The following is a 14,859-nucleotide window of genomic DNA, read 5'->3' as shown; positions in this document are numbered from 1 at the left end:
ACCGGCGTCTGGGAAAACTTCACGATACGGACCTTGCCCTCGCCCTCGGTGATTTCGAGTTCGGCAATCCCCGAATCGGCCACCAGGTCGATCAATGTTTTCAGCTTTCTGAGATCCATGAGAAATGATTCCTGTATGCAGGCCTGAATCGGCAGGCCATTCATGATGAAAAGCGGGCAGCAGAAACAAATATGCCGTCGGTCTGCCCTGCCCAACACAGGGAGAATCTACGACGGCCGCATCTGACGTGACATCCAGGGGTCTGCCGGAAATGCAGCCACAGCCTGAACGCATCAGCCCTTAAAGCGCCTTTTTACGCTAAAACCATCGATTTGTCCATTAAATAAGGGCCGGACAGGCCTGACGACAAGAAGTTTGAAACCTATCGTATCCGGGCGACCTGCGCCTGCAGATCATCGTGTTTCAGTTCGCCCAGGACGGTCGCGTCTGCGCGCCCCCGGCGATCAAAAAAGACCGTAAAAGGCAGACCGCCGCCCTTATTGCCCAGTTCACGCATCAAAGGAATGCCCTGTGTGCCCGTCAGCAGCAGGGGATAGGACACCTGGACCTTATCCAGAAACCGCAGCACATTGGCGCGGGTATCCACGGCCAGCCCCAATATGGTCAAATCGGGATGCTGTTGATGCAGGGATTCGAGCAGCGGCATTTCACGCACACAAGGCGCGCACCAGCTGGCCCAGAAATTCATCATCAAAGGACGCCCCACATACGCGGATAAGGCTTGTGCAGTCCCCTGCAAATCGTCGAAGGAACGCCCGAATACCGGATCTGCCGGCAACATGGCGGCCCCAGCCTGCCCCACCCCTGTCGTGATGCTCAGCGCAGCCCCCGAGGCCGCCCGTAGAAATGAGCGTCTGTTCATGAAATCATCCACTACGTAAATCCTTGCCGGACCATCATAGCATTGCGCCCTACAATACAGCCCGGAGGATACGATGCACGTACACATACTGGGAATCTGCGGCACGTTCATGGGCGGCCTGGCGCTGATCGCCCGATCAGCGGGGCATCAGGTCACCGGCTGCGACGCCGGCGTCTATCCCCCCATGAGCACGCAGTTGCGAGAACAGGGTATCGACCTGGTCGAAGGCTTCGATGCCGACCAGACAGGGTTGGGTGCAGACCTGTACATCATCGGCAATGTCGTCAGCCGGGGCAATCCGCTGATGGAAGCCATTTTGGACCAAGGCCTGCCCTATATCTCCGGCCCGCAATGGCTGGCTGAACACATCCTGCCCGGCCAGCATGTGCTGGCCGTGGCCGGCACCCACGGCAAGACCACCACCAGCGCCTTGCTGGCCTGGATTTTCGAGCATGCAGGCCAACCGGCCAATTTCCTGATCGGCGGCGTCGCTCCGGATCTGCAGGTCTCGGCACGCTATCAGGCGCAGCGCCGCCATTTCGTCATCGAGGCGGATGAATATGACACGGCCTTTTTCGACAAGCGGTCCAAGTTCGTCCACTACCGCCCTCGCACGGCGATTCTGAACAACCTGGAATTCGATCATGCCGACATCTTTCCGGACCTGAGCGCCATCGAAACCCAGTTCCATCACCTGGTGCGCACGATCCCCGCCACCGGCAGGATCATCCGCCCCGTCACCAACGAGGCGCTGGACCGGGTGCTGGCCAAAGGCTGCTGGACGCCAGTCGAAACCTTCGGGTCGGGCGGCCTCTGGCAGGCTCAGGCAGACACCGATGACGACCGACGCTGCCAGATCCTGCGCGATGGGCAGCCGCAAGGCTGGCTGGACTGGTCGATGACAGGCCTGCATAACCAGTTCAACGCGCTGGCCGCCGTGGCCGCCGCCCGCCACGCAGGCATCCCGGTGCCTGCCGCACTGGCCGCTTTGAACGCCTTTCAAGGTGTGCGCCGACGGCTGGAACTGCGCGGCACCGTGGACGGAATCGCCGTCTATGACGATTTCGCCCACCATCCCAGCGCCATCGCCACCACCATCGACGGCCTGAGGCGGCGCATCGGCGCCGGGCCGCGCATTCTGGCGGTCCTGGAACCCAGGTCGAACACCATGAAACTGGGCGCCATGGCGGCCCGGCTGCCGGACGCCCTGGCGCAGGCCGATCAGGTGTACTGCTATGGCGAAGCCACCGGCAAACAAGCGCTGGGCTGGGATGCCGCTCAAGTCCTGGCGCCCCTAGGCAGCCGTCTGGCCTGGACAGGCAGCGATCTGCCCGCCCTGATCGACACCCTGAGCCGCCAGGCGCGGGCGGGCGATCAAATTCTCATCATGAGCAACGGCGGCTTTGGCGGCATCCACCTGAAATTGCTGGATGCATTGGCACGGCGCGCCTCGGATGTCTCACCGAACCAGCACCCTCACTGATCACACTCATTCTTTTATGCACGTTCTCTACGAAGACGCCGGCAAGCTCAAGGCCGAAACGATTTTTTCCGAAGCCGATACGTCCCTGCAAGTGGAATCGGCCTCTGGCAAGCGCAGCAAGATCAAGCGCAACAATGTGCTGTTCACCTTCGAGCAGCCCGCTCCCGACACCCTGCTGCCTAGCGCAGAAACGCTGGCCGCCACGCTGGAACCTGATTTTTTGTGGGAATTCGCGCCCCAGCAGGAGTTCGAGGCGGCGGCCCTGGCGGAAGACTATTTCGGCCACGCGCCGAACGCCGTGGAAAAGACGGCCCTGATCCTGGCCCTGTCGGCTGCGCCGGCCTACTTCCATCGGCGCGGGCGCGGCCTCTTTCGCCCCGCCCCGCCCGACATTCTGCAAGCCGCCCTGGCAGCGATTGAAAAGAAACGCCTGCAAGCCGAACAGCAGCAGCAATGGACCGAGGCGCTGGTCGCCGGCCAATTGCCCGACGCGCTGCGCGCCGTCGCCCAGACGTTCCTGGATCAGCCGGATAAAAACACGCTGGAATGGAAGGCCTTTGACGCCGCCGTGCAGCAATTGGGCATCAGCCCGGAAAAACTGCTGCTGTCGCTGCAGGTCTGGCCCAATCCCCTGGCGATGATGCGCCAGCGGTTTCTGGCAACGCATTTCCCCAAAGGCACCGACTGGCCGCCCGTGGCTGTCGAGCCCTGGGGCGCCGAGCTGCCGGAAGCCGAGATCGAGGCCTATTCGGTGGACGATTCCAGCACGACGGAAATCGACGACGCCCTGTCCATCACGCAGCCGGATGCCGAGACCATCCGGGTCGGCATCCATATCGCCGTGCCCGCCCTCGCCATCCCGCGCGGCAGCGCTTTTGACGACATGGCCCGCAGCCGCATGTCCACTGTCTACATGCCGGGCGATAAAATCCCCATGTTGCCGCAAGAATTGATCTCTGCCTTTTCTCTGGACGAAGGCCAATGGCGCCCGGCTCTGTCGCTGTATGTGACGGCGCGGCCACAGGACGGCGAAATCCTGGCGACCGAGACCCGCCTGGAACGCATTCGCGTGACGGCCAATCTGCGCCATGACATGATCGGCGACGGCATCACGACCGAGGCCCTGGCCGACCCGGACAGCGATATCCCCTACGGCCACTGGCTGCGGCCCCTATGGCAGTTCGCCCTGCAGCTGTGCGCCGCCCGGGATCGCGTGCGCGGCAAGCCCGAAAACAACGACCGCATCGAATACAGCTTCGAGATCGACGGGCCGCCTGATTCGCCGGATTCCACGATCCGCCTGATCCCCCGTCAGCGCAACGCCCCGCTGGAGCGGCTGGTGGCGGAATACATGATCCTGACCAACACTCAATGGGGCGGCTTGCTAGCCAAGCACGGAGTGCCGGGCATCTATCGCTCGCAGCAGATGGGACGCACACGCATGTCCACCCAGGCCCTGCCGCACGAATCCATCGCGGTGCCGCAATACATCTGGTCGACTTCGCCGCTGCGCCGCTATGTGGACCTGATCAACCAGGGGCAGATCCTGGCCGCCGCCGAACACGGGGTGTCCGCGCGGCTGGTCGCCCCCTTCAAGCCCAAAGACGCCGACCTGTATGCCCTGATCGGCGCCTTCGACTCGCAATACACGCTGTGGGGCGACTTCCAATCGTCGCTGGAACGCTACTGGTGCATCCGCTGGCTGCAGCAACAGGGCCTGAAAGAGGTCCGCGCCCATGTGTTGCGCGAAAATCTGGTGCGGCTGGCCTGCGCGCCCCTGGTGACCCGCATCAACGGCCTGCCCGCCTTCGAACGCGGCCAGGAGATCATGTTGGACATTCTGGGCTACGATGAGCTGGGACTGGAAATCGAGTGCCGCCTGCGCGAGGCGCTCTGAACGACATGACACAGCCGGAGAGCCCGCTGCCGCTGCAGTTGCTGGAACCCCGCCGCGAGAGCCGCAGCCGCATGGCGCTGGCTGTACTCCTGTCGCTGTGCGCGCACGCGCTGCTGCTGGCCTGGCAGGTGCACACACCGACCACCAGTCCTCTGGACTCTCCGCTGGAAATCACCCTGGTCAATAGCCGCAGCGAACAGGCTCCGCTGGCGCCTCAGGCGCTGGCCCAGCAAAATCTGGATGGCGGCGGCGAACAACAGCAGGGCATGGCGGCCTCGCCCTTGCCGCGCACCAGCGACGGCAACGCAGACGAGATCGTCCTGGAAGCCCTGCGCCGCCGACAGGCGGAACTGGAAGCCGAACAGCGCCGCCTGCTGACGCTGCTGGATTCCGCCGATACCGTCCCCGCCGCCACGCCCGCCCCCCAGCTGCTGGGACAAAGCACAGAACCAGGCGACGACGACCGCCAGCAGGACAGCGTGGTGCTCGCCGCCCGCATCGCGGCTTTAAAGGCCCGGATCGAGCACTACAACGCATTGCCCCGGCAGACCTTCGTCGCGCCGTCGACACAGGCCGCCGATTACGCTCAATACGTCGAAGCCTGGCGTCAGCGTATCGAATTGATCGGTACGCAGCACTATCCGCCCGAAGCCCGCGGACGCATCTATGGCGACCTGCAACTGACTGTCTACATCCGCCGCGATGGCCAGCTGGACCACCTGACCTTTGACCGGCCATCCAGCCAAGCGGTCCTGAACAGCGCAGCCCGCCGCATCGTCGAGCTGGCGGCGCCCTTTCCCCCCCTGCCCGCCCAATTGGCGGAGCGTACCGATATCCTGGCCATCACGCGGACTTGGCACTTTACCCATGCAGGGCTGGACACGGACTCCCCATGAGCCTGCGCCGCCTGATCGCCACGATCGCCCTCGCGGCGCTATGTGCCGGCTTTCTCTATCAGATCGGCCTGCTGGGCATGGTGGTCTGGTTCAATTTCCGCGACCCCGCCAATACGCCGGTCATGCAGGACACGCTCAACGGGCTGCGCGCACATGACGCCGATGCCCGTCTGGCCTATGAGTGGGTGCCCTACGACCGCATCAGCGCCAACCTGAAACGGGCCGTGATCGCCTCCGAGGATTCCGGCTTTATGGAACACGACGGGGTGGAATGGGATGCCATCCGCAAAGCCTGGCGCTACAACCAGCGCCAGGAATCCCTGGGCCACAGCCGCCGACGCGGCGGATCGACGATCACTCAGCAACTGGCGAAGAATCTGTTTCTGTCGAACTCACGCAATTACTTCCGCAAGGGACAGGAACTGATTCTGACCTATATGATCGAGGGCGTCATGAGCAAACGCCGGATCCTGGAGCTCTATCTGAACATCGCCCAATGGGGCGCCGGCACATTCGGGGCGCAGGCGGCCGCCCGCCACTATTTCAAGACCGATGCGGCGCGCCTGTCCAGCGCCCAGGCCGCGCAGCTGGCCGCCATGCTGCCCAACCCGGCGTATTACGATACGCGAGGCGTCACGCAATACCTGAGGTCCCGCGCCGCAACCGTGCACGCCCGCATGCGCCACGTCGCGCCGCCCTGATTCGGCCCCCAAACGGATCGGGGTACTATTGAGGTTTTCCCCGCAGTCCAAGCCATGCGCACGGCCCGACACTATCTTGCCCGCGAAATCTACCGCTCGACGACCATCGTGCTGGTGGCGCTCGTGGGTCTGTTCATGTTCTTTGCCCTGATCGAAGGCCTGGACAAGGTGGGCGAGCGGCTATCGTTGCTGAATCTGTTCTACCTGCAAGCCCTGGACCTGCCCAACCACCTATACGAACTGCTGCCGATCGGACTGCTGATCGGCGCCGTCCTGGCCCTGGCCAGTCTGGCTCAGCGCAATGAATTGACCATCCTGCGGGCATCGGGCGTCAGCGGCCTGAAACTCTTGACCACGCTGTGGTTGATCACCATCCCCATGGTCCTGGGGGCCTACATTCTGTCAGAATACATCACACCGGCTGCTGAACTTCGCGGCAGCGAGTCCCGTCTGTCGCTGCTGGGGCGCACCGACGGCGGTCGCCTATCCAGCGGCTACTGGTTCAAGGAATCCGATGCTGGCGGCGGCACACGCATCATCAACATCCACCAATTGAGCGGTCAGGGCCAGGTAGAGGGCGTCACCCTGTATGAATTCCGCCCGGACGATACGCTCCAAGCCTACGTCCAGGCCAAGACCGGGCAATTCGAGCAGGGCACGCTGACCCTGCAGGATGTGACGGAAACCCGGACACTGCCCCAATCGACTAGCGCGCTGGCCGATGCCCGCATTCCCAAATCGCCGGTGGCCGAAGTCCTGCACCTGGAACGCCGCAGCATCCCCACATCGCTCAGCCCGGAACGCCTGATCGCCCGCATTCTGACACCGGAACGCATGGCGATCTCCGATTTGCTGGACTATATCCAGTATCTGCACAACAACAATCTGCAAACCGACCGCCAGGAAGTCGCCCTGTGGCGCAAGGTCGCCTACCCCTTCACGCTGCTGGTCATGATGACCATTGCAGCGCCGATCAGCTTCATGCAGACCCGGCGCGGCGGCATCGGCCCCAAGGTCTTTCTGGGCATCATTCTGGGGGTGGGATTTTTCATGCTGAATCAGCTGGCGCTGAACGCCGGCATGCTGGGCGACTGGCCACCCTGGGCCACTGCCCTGGTGCCCAGCCTGCTGGGCTTGGGGCTGGCGCTACTCACCCTGCTGGCGATGGAACACCGGCACCCGCTAGCTCTCTGGTGGCAGCACCGCCGCCCGGAGAAAAAGCCCGCATGACCGCTGTTCGCGACGTCTGGGTGATCGGCGATGTACAAGGCTGCGCGGGCGCATTGCGGGCGCTGCTGGCGCGGCCCGAACTGGCCGATCCCGATACGGAGATCTGGTTCGCCGGGGACTTGGTCAACCGGGGCCCGGATTCCCTGGGCGCCTTGCGCCTGATCCGCAGCCTGGGGGCAAAGGCCCGCGCCATTCTGGGCAATCACGACCTGCACCTGCTGGCGGTGGTCTCCGGGGTGCGCAAACAGGGCAAATCCGACACCTTGCAGGATATCCTGCACGCGCCGGACCGGGACGAACTGATCACCTGGCTGCGCCATCGCCCCTTGATGGTGCGCGATTGCGGCCACACCATGGTTCATGCCGGCATCCTGCCGGCCTGGACACTGGATCAGGCCCAAGCCCTGGCCCAGGAAATCGAAACGGCCCTGCGCCAGGATGACTGGCCCCGCGCGGTGCATGATCTATACGGCGAAGAACCCCTGCAATGGGACGACGCCCTGCGCGGGCCGGACCGCATGCGGGTGATCGTCAATGCGCTCACCCGCATGCGGGTGTGCCGCGCCGACGGCAGCATGGAATTCCGCTACAAGGGCGGCCCCGATGCGGGACCGGATCTGCACCCCTGGTTCGATCTGCCTGGTCGGCGCAACCTGAACGAGACGGTGGTGTTCGGCCACTGGTCGGCGCTGGGCCTGCATATCCGGCCTGACAGCATCTGCCTGGATACAGGCTGCGTCTGGGGGCGATCCCTGACCGCGCTGCGCCTGCGCGACCACCGTCTGATCCAGCAAGACTGCGCGGATTGTCGCTAGTGTGCCGCGCCTGTCACGGCGCGGCGCACGGCAGCGTGCGCGCGATGCGCCAATTGGCTGCGATCCAGGCCCGCCGCAGGGGCGATCGGCGGCAGGAATTCGCACTCGACCACCACGCCCCGTGCGCTGAGCAGGAACCATAGATTCCCAGCCAGCGTCTGATCTCCCACGAAGGCCAGCTCAGGCGCACGACGACCGCGCTGCAAAAACCGCAAAGCCACCGGCTGCACGGGCACGGCTGCCTGCACGGCGGCTTCGAACAGGCCGACGTGAAACGGCAGAATATCCAGACCATCCGTGGTCGTGCCCTCGGGGAACAGACCGACCACGTCGCCCTGCTGAAAGCAGGCGGTGATCTGCCGCCCCGCTTCGCGCACCGCCTGACGATGCCGACGATCGATAAACAAGGTGCCGGCCCAAGCAACCAGCAGGCCGATCACCGGCCAGCGGCGGATATCGCTTTTGGCGACGAAAGAGGTGGTCCGCACATGATTCAGCACGAAGACATCCACCCAGGACACATGATTCGCCACCCACAGGACAGCGCCCTGAAGCACCGGGGCGCCCTGGACACGTACCCGCACACCGCACAAGGCCAGCAGGCAACCGGACCAGCCACTGACAACCGCCCGCCGCCGCGTTCGGCTCAGCAATGGGAAGATCAGCAATTCCGTGAGCAGGCCCAACACGATCCAGGACAGCACCAGCGTCAATCGGAACAGGAACAGCACTAACGCCACAGGCATCCCCACGCCCGGCCAGCCCGGGCGACGCCGCACATCATACCTGCTGATCCAGGTAACGCTGCAGGATGACGGCGGCTGCCATCGCGTCGTCCGGGGCATGTGAACCCAGAATCCGCTGGGCTTCCAGGCTGGAGCCGCGCTCATCGACCAGTTCCACCCGCACACGAAAGCGCCCTTCCAACTGATGGGCGAAACGGCGGCTATGCTGCGAGGCGGGCTGCTCGCCGCCGTCCAGCGTCAAGGGCAGGCCGACCACCACGCGGTCGGGCTGCCACTCGTCCAGCAGCGCCTGAACCTGAGCGAAACGCTGTTCGCGTGTGGACGGCGTCAGGATGCACAGGGGCCGGGCATGTCCCGTCAGGGTATTGCCCAGCGCCACGCCGATTTTCTTGAGCCCGAAATCGAAAGCCAGCAGGACGTCTTCAGGCATGGCCGACATCGCTGGCCAGCATGGACGAGCGTATGCCCAGCTGAGCCAGCGCGGCGTCGTAACGCTGCTCGGCCGGCGTATCGAACAGAATATCGTTGGAGGCCAGGACATTGAGCCAGGCATTGCGAGAGAGCTCGTCTTCCAGCTGCCCCGCCCCCCATCCCGCATACCCCAGCGTCACCAGCAGGTGCGCCGGACCATGCCCGGCGGCGACGTCCTGCAATACATCGCGCGAGGTGGTCAGCGCGACATCGTCGCCCAAAGGAATGCTGGAGTTGTATTGCCCCCTGGGCACGTGCAGCACAAAACCCCGGTCGGTCTGCACCGGCCCGCCGAAAAAGACGGGCGCCTCGCGCACGGGGCCGATTTCCAGCGAGAGCGGCAGGTCGATGCGCTGCAACAAATCGCCGATGGTCAAGTCGGTAGGACGGTTCACCACCAGCCCCAGCGCCCCGTGTTCGGTGTGCTCGCAGACATAGATCACGGTATTGGCCAATTCACCCGACACCATGCCCGGCATGGCCAGCAAGAACTGCCGGGACAGATCGATCCGCGAACGGGTGTCAGAATCATGCGTTTCCGTCTTCATGGCAGTCTCCTGATGACCGGCTATCGAGCCCATGTGACTAGAGTATCAGATCTCGATCAGTTCGAAGTCTTCTTTACGCGCTCCACATTCCGGGCACACCCAGTTTGGCGGCACATCTTCCCACCGGGTGCCCGGCGCGATGCCGTCCTCCGGGAAGCCGGCTGCCTCGTCGTAGATCCAGCCGCAAATCAGACACATCCAGGTCCGCATGACAATCCCAACCTTGCAACAGGCCCAACCGATCACCGGCAGGCCGCATCCATTAGAATGGATGCCATAGTACCTAATCCGCCGGCCCCCTTGCCGGCCAGTCGTTCGCATCCATGGCCCCGCCCCTCGTCTCCACCCTTTCCCTGCCTCTGATTTTCGGCTCGTTCGACCCCAGCGGCGCCAGTAACCTGCCGGTCGACGCGGTCATCTGCGCCCGTTTGGGGATGCATGCCGGCTCGGTCGTGACGGCCATTCATGTCCAGGATACGAGCGGCATCGAATCCATCCAGCGCCTGTCGCCCGAACTCATCGACGACCAAGCCCGCTGCCTGCTGGAAGACATGGCCATCGGCGCCCTGAAAATCGGCCCGCAATACGACCCGGAAACCATCGCCGTGCTGGCGCAGATCGCCGCCGACTACAGCACGCTGCCCCTGGTGCTGCATCTGGCCGCCCCGCCGCCCGTCCCGGATCTGGATGACCTGGACCCCGAAGACACGCTTGGCGCGCTGCTGGACCTGCTGGTGCCCCAGGCCCGCATGGTGATCGTCGACGCGGCGTTGCCGGAACAATGGGCCAGCCAGGGCCTGCTGTCGTCTACCGGGGCGGACGACCCCATCCAGGCCCTGCTGGAACTGGGCGCCGACCACGTGCTGTGCAGCAATACCGCCCTCAGCCCCGACCTGAACGGCCTGTCGCTGCATTCCCAGGACCAGGCCAGCCGCCGCTGGCCGTGGGCGCCGCCGCTTATCCGGGCCCATGACAGCGACAGTCTGCTGGCGACCATCCTGACCTGTCGGTTGGCGCAGGGCCTGGACCCCGTCATGGCCGTCCAACAGGCCATCGCCACGGCCACTACCATGACCGAACACAGCTTCCATCCCGGTATGGGCCAGCACATCCTGCACCACGCCGCCTTATGAACCCGACACGATTCCCCCGCGGCCTGTATGGCATCACGCCTGACTGGGCCGACACCGACCGCCTGCTAAACGCCATCGAACAGGCCCATGCCGGCGGCATGCAGGTGCTGCAATGGCGGCGCAAGCACGGCACGCCCGACGAGCGTCGCGCACAGGCCGCCGCCGTGCGCGATCTGTGCCGGCGCCTGCATCTGCCGCTGATCATCAATGACGACTGGCGGCTGGCCGCTGAGCTCGGCGCCGATGGCGTGCATCTGGGCAAAGACGACGGCGCCATCGCGCCGGTCCGCCAGACCCTGGGGCCGGACGCGCTGATCGGCTGCTCCTGTTACGATCAGCCCGAATTGGCCCGCCGGCATCTGCAAGACGGGGTAGACTACATCGCCTTTGGCGCGCTATACCCATCCGCCATCAAGCCCGACGCGGTCCGCGCCACGCTGGACCATATCCGCGCCGGACGGCTGCTGGCGGACCAAACCACGCCGCGCCCCGCCCTCGTGGCGATCGGCGGCATCGGTCCCGGCAATGCCGGCCCGGTCATCCAGGCGGGGGCCGACAGCATCGCTGTCATCAGCGCCCTGTTCGACGCCGCCGACATCCGCGACGCCGCGCGCCGCTGCAGCGCGCTGTTTTCTTGACCTTTTTATTCCGGAACCCACTCATGTCCCGCAATACCGAACTGTTTGAACGCGCCTGCCGCGCCATCCCCGGCGGCGTCAATTCCCCCGTGCGCGCCTTCCGCTCGGTGGGCGGCACCCCGCCTTTCATCCAGCGGGCGCAAGGCCCCTATCTGTGGGATGCCGACGACGTCCGTTACATCGATTACGTCGGCTCCTGGGGGCCGGCCATCCTGGGCCACGCCGACCCCGAAGTCGTCCGCGCCGTGCAAGCCGCCGCCGAAGGCGGCCTGTCCTTCGGCGCCCCGACCGAGGCCGAAATCCAGATCGCCGAAGCAATCATCGACCGCATCCCGTCCATCGAGCAGGTGCGGCTGGTCAGTTCCGGCACCGAAGCCACCATGTCCGCCATCCGCCTGGCGCGAGGCCACACGGGCCGCCACAAAATCGTCAAATTCGAAGGCTGCTACCACGGCCATTCCGACAGCCTGCTGGTCAAAGCCGGATCGGGCATGCTGACCTTCGGCAATCCGTCCTCGGCGGGTGTGCCACCGGAATTCGTGCAGCACACCCTGGTGCTGGACTACAACGACCTGGCCGCCGTCGAGGCCGCCTTCGCGCAATATCCAGACGAGATCGCCTGCATCATCGTCGAACCCATCGCCGGCAACATGAACCTGGTGCGCCCTGCGCCGGGCTTCCTGGAAGGCCTGCGTTCGCTGTGCACACAGTACGGCGCCCTGCTGATTTTTGACGAGGTCATGACCGGCCTGCGCGTCGGGCCGCAAGGGGTGCAAGGTCTGTCGGGCGTGACGCCGGACCTGACGACGCTGGCCAAGATCATCGGCGGCGGCATGCCGGTGGGCGCCTTTGGCGGTCGCGCCGACGTCATGGCCGACATCGCCCCCCTGGGCGGGGTCTATCAGGCCGGCACCTTGTCGGGCAATCCGGTCGCCGTGGCAGCCGGCCTGGTGACGCTGCGCCGCCTGACGGAACCCGGCCTCTACGACCGGCTGCATGCGCAAACAGGCAAGCTCATCCAAGGCCTGGTCGACTGCGCCCGCCGCCACGGGGTGCCGTTCAGCGGCGATTGGCAGGGCGGGCTGTTCGGGATCTATTTCCGCGACAGCATTCCCACCAGCCTGGCCGAGGTCTCCGCCTGCGACCAGGACGCCTTCAAGCGCTTCTTCCACGGCATGCTGGATGCGGGCGTGCACTTTGCGCCGTCCGCATTCGAGGCCGGTTTCGTCTCCATCACCCATGACGACGCCATCATCCAGGAAACCCTGGCCGCAGCGGATCGCGTCTTTGCGAAGCTGGCGGCGAAATAGTACGAACTTCAAATCCCTTGACCCAGAACAAAGACGCGCAGGCATTCGACCCCTAAACTAAGTTCATCATTCACAGAAGAGGCCGCCAGGCGGCCCAAGGGCGCGTCATGACTGACTACACCAACTACGCCGCCACGCAGCACCCTGCCGTTGCACTGGACTTTCCCGATCTGGAAACGCGCGCCACCGGCCAGGAACCTGCTGACATTCGCCTGTGGCTGCGCATGCTCAGTTGCTGCACACTGATCGAAAACGAAGTGCGCAGCCGCCTGCGCAGCGAATTTCAGACGACGCTGCCGCGCTTCGACCTGATGTCGCAGCTGACGCATGCCCCAAAGGGCCTGAAAATGAGCGAACTCTCGCGCCTGATGATGGTCACCAACGGCAACATCACCGGCATCACCGACCAGCTGGAAAAAGACGGCCTGGTGGAACGCCTGAAAGACGATGGCGACCGGCGCAGTTCCCTGATCCGCCTGACCCTCAAAGGCCGTCGTCATCACCGCCGCATGCAGCGCGCGCACGAATCCTGGATCCAGTCGCTGCTGGGCGGCATGGCGCCGGCAGCGCGCGGCACGCTGTTCGAACTGCTGGGCGACCTGAAACAGACCACCTACGCGCGCCTGCCCGCCGTCTGAGTCGGGCATCCGCAGGGACGGCGTCTAGGTCTGCCCACCGCATTCGTCATAGAATGGGAGTTTGTTTTTTGACCCCTGCGAATAACCCAGACCCTCGATCCCCATGGCCATCAATCTGCATATCCCGGCGCGTGACGCCATTTTTCCGGTCGCCGGCATTCGTATCGGCATCGCCGAAGCTGGTATCCGCAAGGCGGATCGCCGCGATCTGACCGTGCTGCTGCTGGACGCGGGGACCTCCGTGGCGGGCGTGTTCACGCGCAATCGCTTTCGCGCCGCCCCGGTCCAGGTCTGCGAAGCCCACCTGGCCGCCGGCCAGGGCATCCGCGCCCTGGTGATCAATACGGGCAATGCCAATGCCGGCACCGGCGCACCGGGCTTGCAGGCCGCCAACGACACCTGCGCCGCCCTGGCCAGCCAGCTGCACCTGCGGGCCGATCAGATCCTGCCCTTTTCCACCGGCGTCATCCTGGAACCGCTGCCGGTGGACCGCCTGATCGCCGCGCTGCCCGCCGCCATTGCGAATGCGCAGGAAGACCACTGGTTCGACGCCGCGCACAGCATCATGACGACCGATACCCAGCCCAAGATCCATTCGCGCCGGGTCGACCTGGACGGCGCGACCGTCACCATCACGGGCATCAGCAAAGGCGCCGGCATGATCCGCCCCAATATGGCGACCATGCTGGGCTTCCTGGGTACGGACGCCGGCCTGGCGCCCCAGTTGCTGCAGACGCTGGCCCGCCAGATCGCCGATCAGTCCTTCAATCGCATCACGGTCGACGGCGACACGTCCACCAATGATTCCTTCATCATCCTGGCCACCGGCGCCAGCGGCGTGCGCATCGAATCCGAACAGGACCCGCGCTACGCTTCCCTGGCCCAGGCCCTGACAGACGCCGCCCGCGATCTGGCTCAGAAAATCGTACGCGATGCCGAAGGCGCGACGAAATTCATGACCATCCGCGTGGAACAGGCCGCCACCACCGAAGAAGCCCTGAAAGTCGCCTATGCAATCGCGCATTCCCCTCTGGTCAAGACCGCTTTTTATGCATCCGATCCCAATCTGGGGCGCATCCTGGCCGCCATCGGCTACGCCGGCATCGACGATCTGGATGTCTCCAAGCTGACCTTGTGGTTGGGCGATGTGCAGGTCGCATCCCAAGGCGGACGCGACCCCGGCTACCGCGAAGCAGACGGCCAGCGCATCATGGCTGAGGCCGAAATCCTGGTACGGGTCGCCCTGGGGCGCGGTACGGTCGCCGATACGGTGTACACCTGCGACTTTTCGCACGAATACGTCACCATCAATGCGGATTACCGGTCATAGCACCCGTTTACCCAGATCCCCTTGATTTACAAACGGAATTCTGCAAAAATAACAAGCTTGGTCCAGCTTTTAGCGAAGTTGGGCCGTTTTTGGCATCCCCGGCATCATGAATCGGGCTTTGCGTGTCACCCTTGAAAACA

The 14,859-nt window shown here is 64.5% G+C and carries 16 protein-coding genes and 1 pseudogene; 11 read left to right on the top strand and 6 right to left on the bottom strand.

The genetic code is table 11. From position 1 onward, the window contains the following. Both WBF69_RS07330 and WBF69_RS07325 read right to left on the bottom strand, forming a co-directional pair. A pseudogene (locus tag WBF69_RS07330) lies at positions 1-119 on the bottom strand (acetyl-CoA carboxylase biotin carboxyl carrier protein); the annotation flags it as partial. Positions 120-382: 263 nt separating this feature from the next. After that, positions 383-883, bottom strand: a complete 501-nt coding sequence (locus tag WBF69_RS07325; protein ID WP_424262715.1) for a redoxin domain-containing protein — start codon at positions 881-883, stop codon at positions 383-385. Positions 884-956: 73 nt separating this feature from the next. Between WBF69_RS07325 and mpl the strand changes: the two genes are divergently transcribed. The 6 genes from mpl to WBF69_RS07295 are packed head-to-tail and all read left to right on the top strand — an operon-like array spanning position 957 to position 7,905. Further along, the gene (gene mpl, locus WBF69_RS07320) at positions 957-2,366 is read left to right on the top strand and encodes a UDP-N-acetylmuramate:L-alanyl-gamma-D-glutamyl-meso-diaminopimelate ligase (protein ID WP_424262713.1); all 1,410 of its coding nucleotides are present in this window, start codon (positions 957-959) and stop codon (positions 2,364-2,366) included. A 16-nt stretch (positions 2,367-2,382) separates the two neighbouring features. Continuing rightward, positions 2,383-4,263 carry a ribonuclease catalytic domain-containing protein gene (locus tag WBF69_RS07315; RefSeq protein ID WP_424262711.1) on the top strand — a complete coding sequence of 627 codons (1,881 nt, stop codon included), beginning with the start codon at positions 2,383-2,385 and terminating at the stop codon, positions 4,261-4,263. Between the two features lie 5 nt (positions 4,264-4,268). Then, a complete protein-coding gene (locus WBF69_RS07310) occupies positions 4,269-5,159 on the top strand; it encodes an energy transducer TonB (RefSeq protein WP_424262709.1) in 891 nt (296 codons plus the stop codon). Next, a complete protein-coding gene (gene mtgA, locus WBF69_RS07305) occupies positions 5,156-5,860 on the top strand; it encodes a monofunctional biosynthetic peptidoglycan transglycosylase (protein ID WP_424262707.1) in 705 nt (234 codons plus the stop codon). Before WBF69_RS07310 ends, mtgA begins: the two co-directional genes overlap by 4 nt. A gap of 54 nt (positions 5,861-5,914) precedes the next feature. Then, positions 5,915-7,090, top strand: a complete 1,176-nt coding sequence (gene lptG / locus WBF69_RS07300) for an LPS export ABC transporter permease LptG (RefSeq protein ID WP_424262705.1) — start codon at positions 5,915-5,917, stop codon at positions 7,088-7,090. Next, the gene (locus WBF69_RS07295; protein WP_424262703.1) at positions 7,087-7,905 is read left to right on the top strand and encodes a symmetrical bis(5'-nucleosyl)-tetraphosphatase; all 819 of its coding nucleotides are present in this window, start codon (positions 7,087-7,089) and stop codon (positions 7,903-7,905) included. The genes lptG and WBF69_RS07295 overlap by 4 nt, the downstream gene beginning before the upstream one ends. Here WBF69_RS07295 and WBF69_RS07290 read toward each other — a convergent pair. Genes WBF69_RS07290 through WBF69_RS07275 form a run of 4 tightly spaced genes read right to left on the bottom strand, consistent with a single transcriptional unit; the run spans position 7,902 to position 9,880 of the window. Then, entirely contained in the window at positions 7,902-8,645 is a 744-nt protein-coding gene (locus WBF69_RS07290; RefSeq protein ID WP_424262727.1) for a lysophospholipid acyltransferase family protein, read from the bottom strand. The two genes, WBF69_RS07295 and WBF69_RS07290, sit on opposite strands and share 4 nt — an antisense overlap. 40 nt (positions 8,646-8,685) lie before the next feature. Further along, a complete protein-coding gene (gene ruvX, locus WBF69_RS07285) occupies positions 8,686-9,081 on the bottom strand; it encodes a Holliday junction resolvase RuvX (RefSeq protein ID WP_424262701.1) in 396 nt (131 codons plus the stop codon). Then, positions 9,074-9,670 (bottom strand): YqgE/AlgH family protein, encoded by a 597-nt coding sequence (locus tag WBF69_RS07280; protein WP_424262699.1) that lies wholly within the window; start codon positions 9,668-9,670, stop codon positions 9,074-9,076. The genes ruvX and WBF69_RS07280 overlap by 8 nt, the downstream gene beginning before the upstream one ends. A 45-nt stretch (positions 9,671-9,715) precedes the next feature. Next, on the bottom strand, positions 9,716-9,880 hold the full coding sequence (locus WBF69_RS07275) for a rubredoxin (protein WP_043685094.1): 165 nt from the start codon (positions 9,878-9,880) through the stop codon (positions 9,716-9,718). A 113-nt stretch (positions 9,881-9,993) separates the two neighbouring features. Here WBF69_RS07275 and thiD point away from each other — a divergent pair, with 113 nt between their 5' ends. From thiD to argJ, 5 genes are all read left to right on the top strand, one after another. After that, the gene (thiD, locus tag WBF69_RS07270) at positions 9,994-10,803 is read left to right on the top strand and encodes a bifunctional hydroxymethylpyrimidine kinase/phosphomethylpyrimidine kinase (RefSeq protein ID WP_424262697.1); all 810 of its coding nucleotides are present in this window, start codon (positions 9,994-9,996) and stop codon (positions 10,801-10,803) included. After that, the gene (thiE, locus tag WBF69_RS07265) at positions 10,800-11,441 is read left to right on the top strand and encodes a thiamine phosphate synthase (protein ID WP_424262695.1); all 642 of its coding nucleotides are present in this window, start codon (positions 10,800-10,802) and stop codon (positions 11,439-11,441) included. Before thiD ends, thiE begins: the two co-directional genes overlap by 4 nt. A 23-nt stretch (positions 11,442-11,464) precedes the next feature. Beyond that, a complete protein-coding gene (hemL, locus tag WBF69_RS07260; RefSeq protein ID WP_424262693.1) occupies positions 11,465-12,751 on the top strand; it encodes a glutamate-1-semialdehyde 2,1-aminomutase in 1,287 nt (428 codons plus the stop codon). A gap of 107 nt (positions 12,752-12,858) precedes the next feature. Next, positions 12,859-13,389, top strand: a complete 531-nt coding sequence (locus WBF69_RS07255) for a MarR family winged helix-turn-helix transcriptional regulator (protein WP_424262691.1) — start codon at positions 12,859-12,861, stop codon at positions 13,387-13,389. A 103-nt stretch (positions 13,390-13,492) separates the two neighbouring features. After that, complete coding sequence (gene argJ, locus WBF69_RS07250) at positions 13,493-14,719, top strand: bifunctional glutamate N-acetyltransferase/amino-acid acetyltransferase ArgJ (protein ID WP_424262689.1); 1,227 nt, start codon at positions 13,493-13,495, stop codon at positions 14,717-14,719. Positions 14,720-14,859: the final 140 nt, after the last annotated feature.

This window comes from Castellaniella sp. (genome assembly GCF_049673105.1).
Taxonomy (GTDB): domain Bacteria; phylum Pseudomonadota; class Gammaproteobacteria; order Burkholderiales; family Burkholderiaceae_B; genus Castellaniella.
Note: the sequence above shows the minus strand (reverse complement) of the source record. Positions and strands in the feature narration are given on the sequence as shown.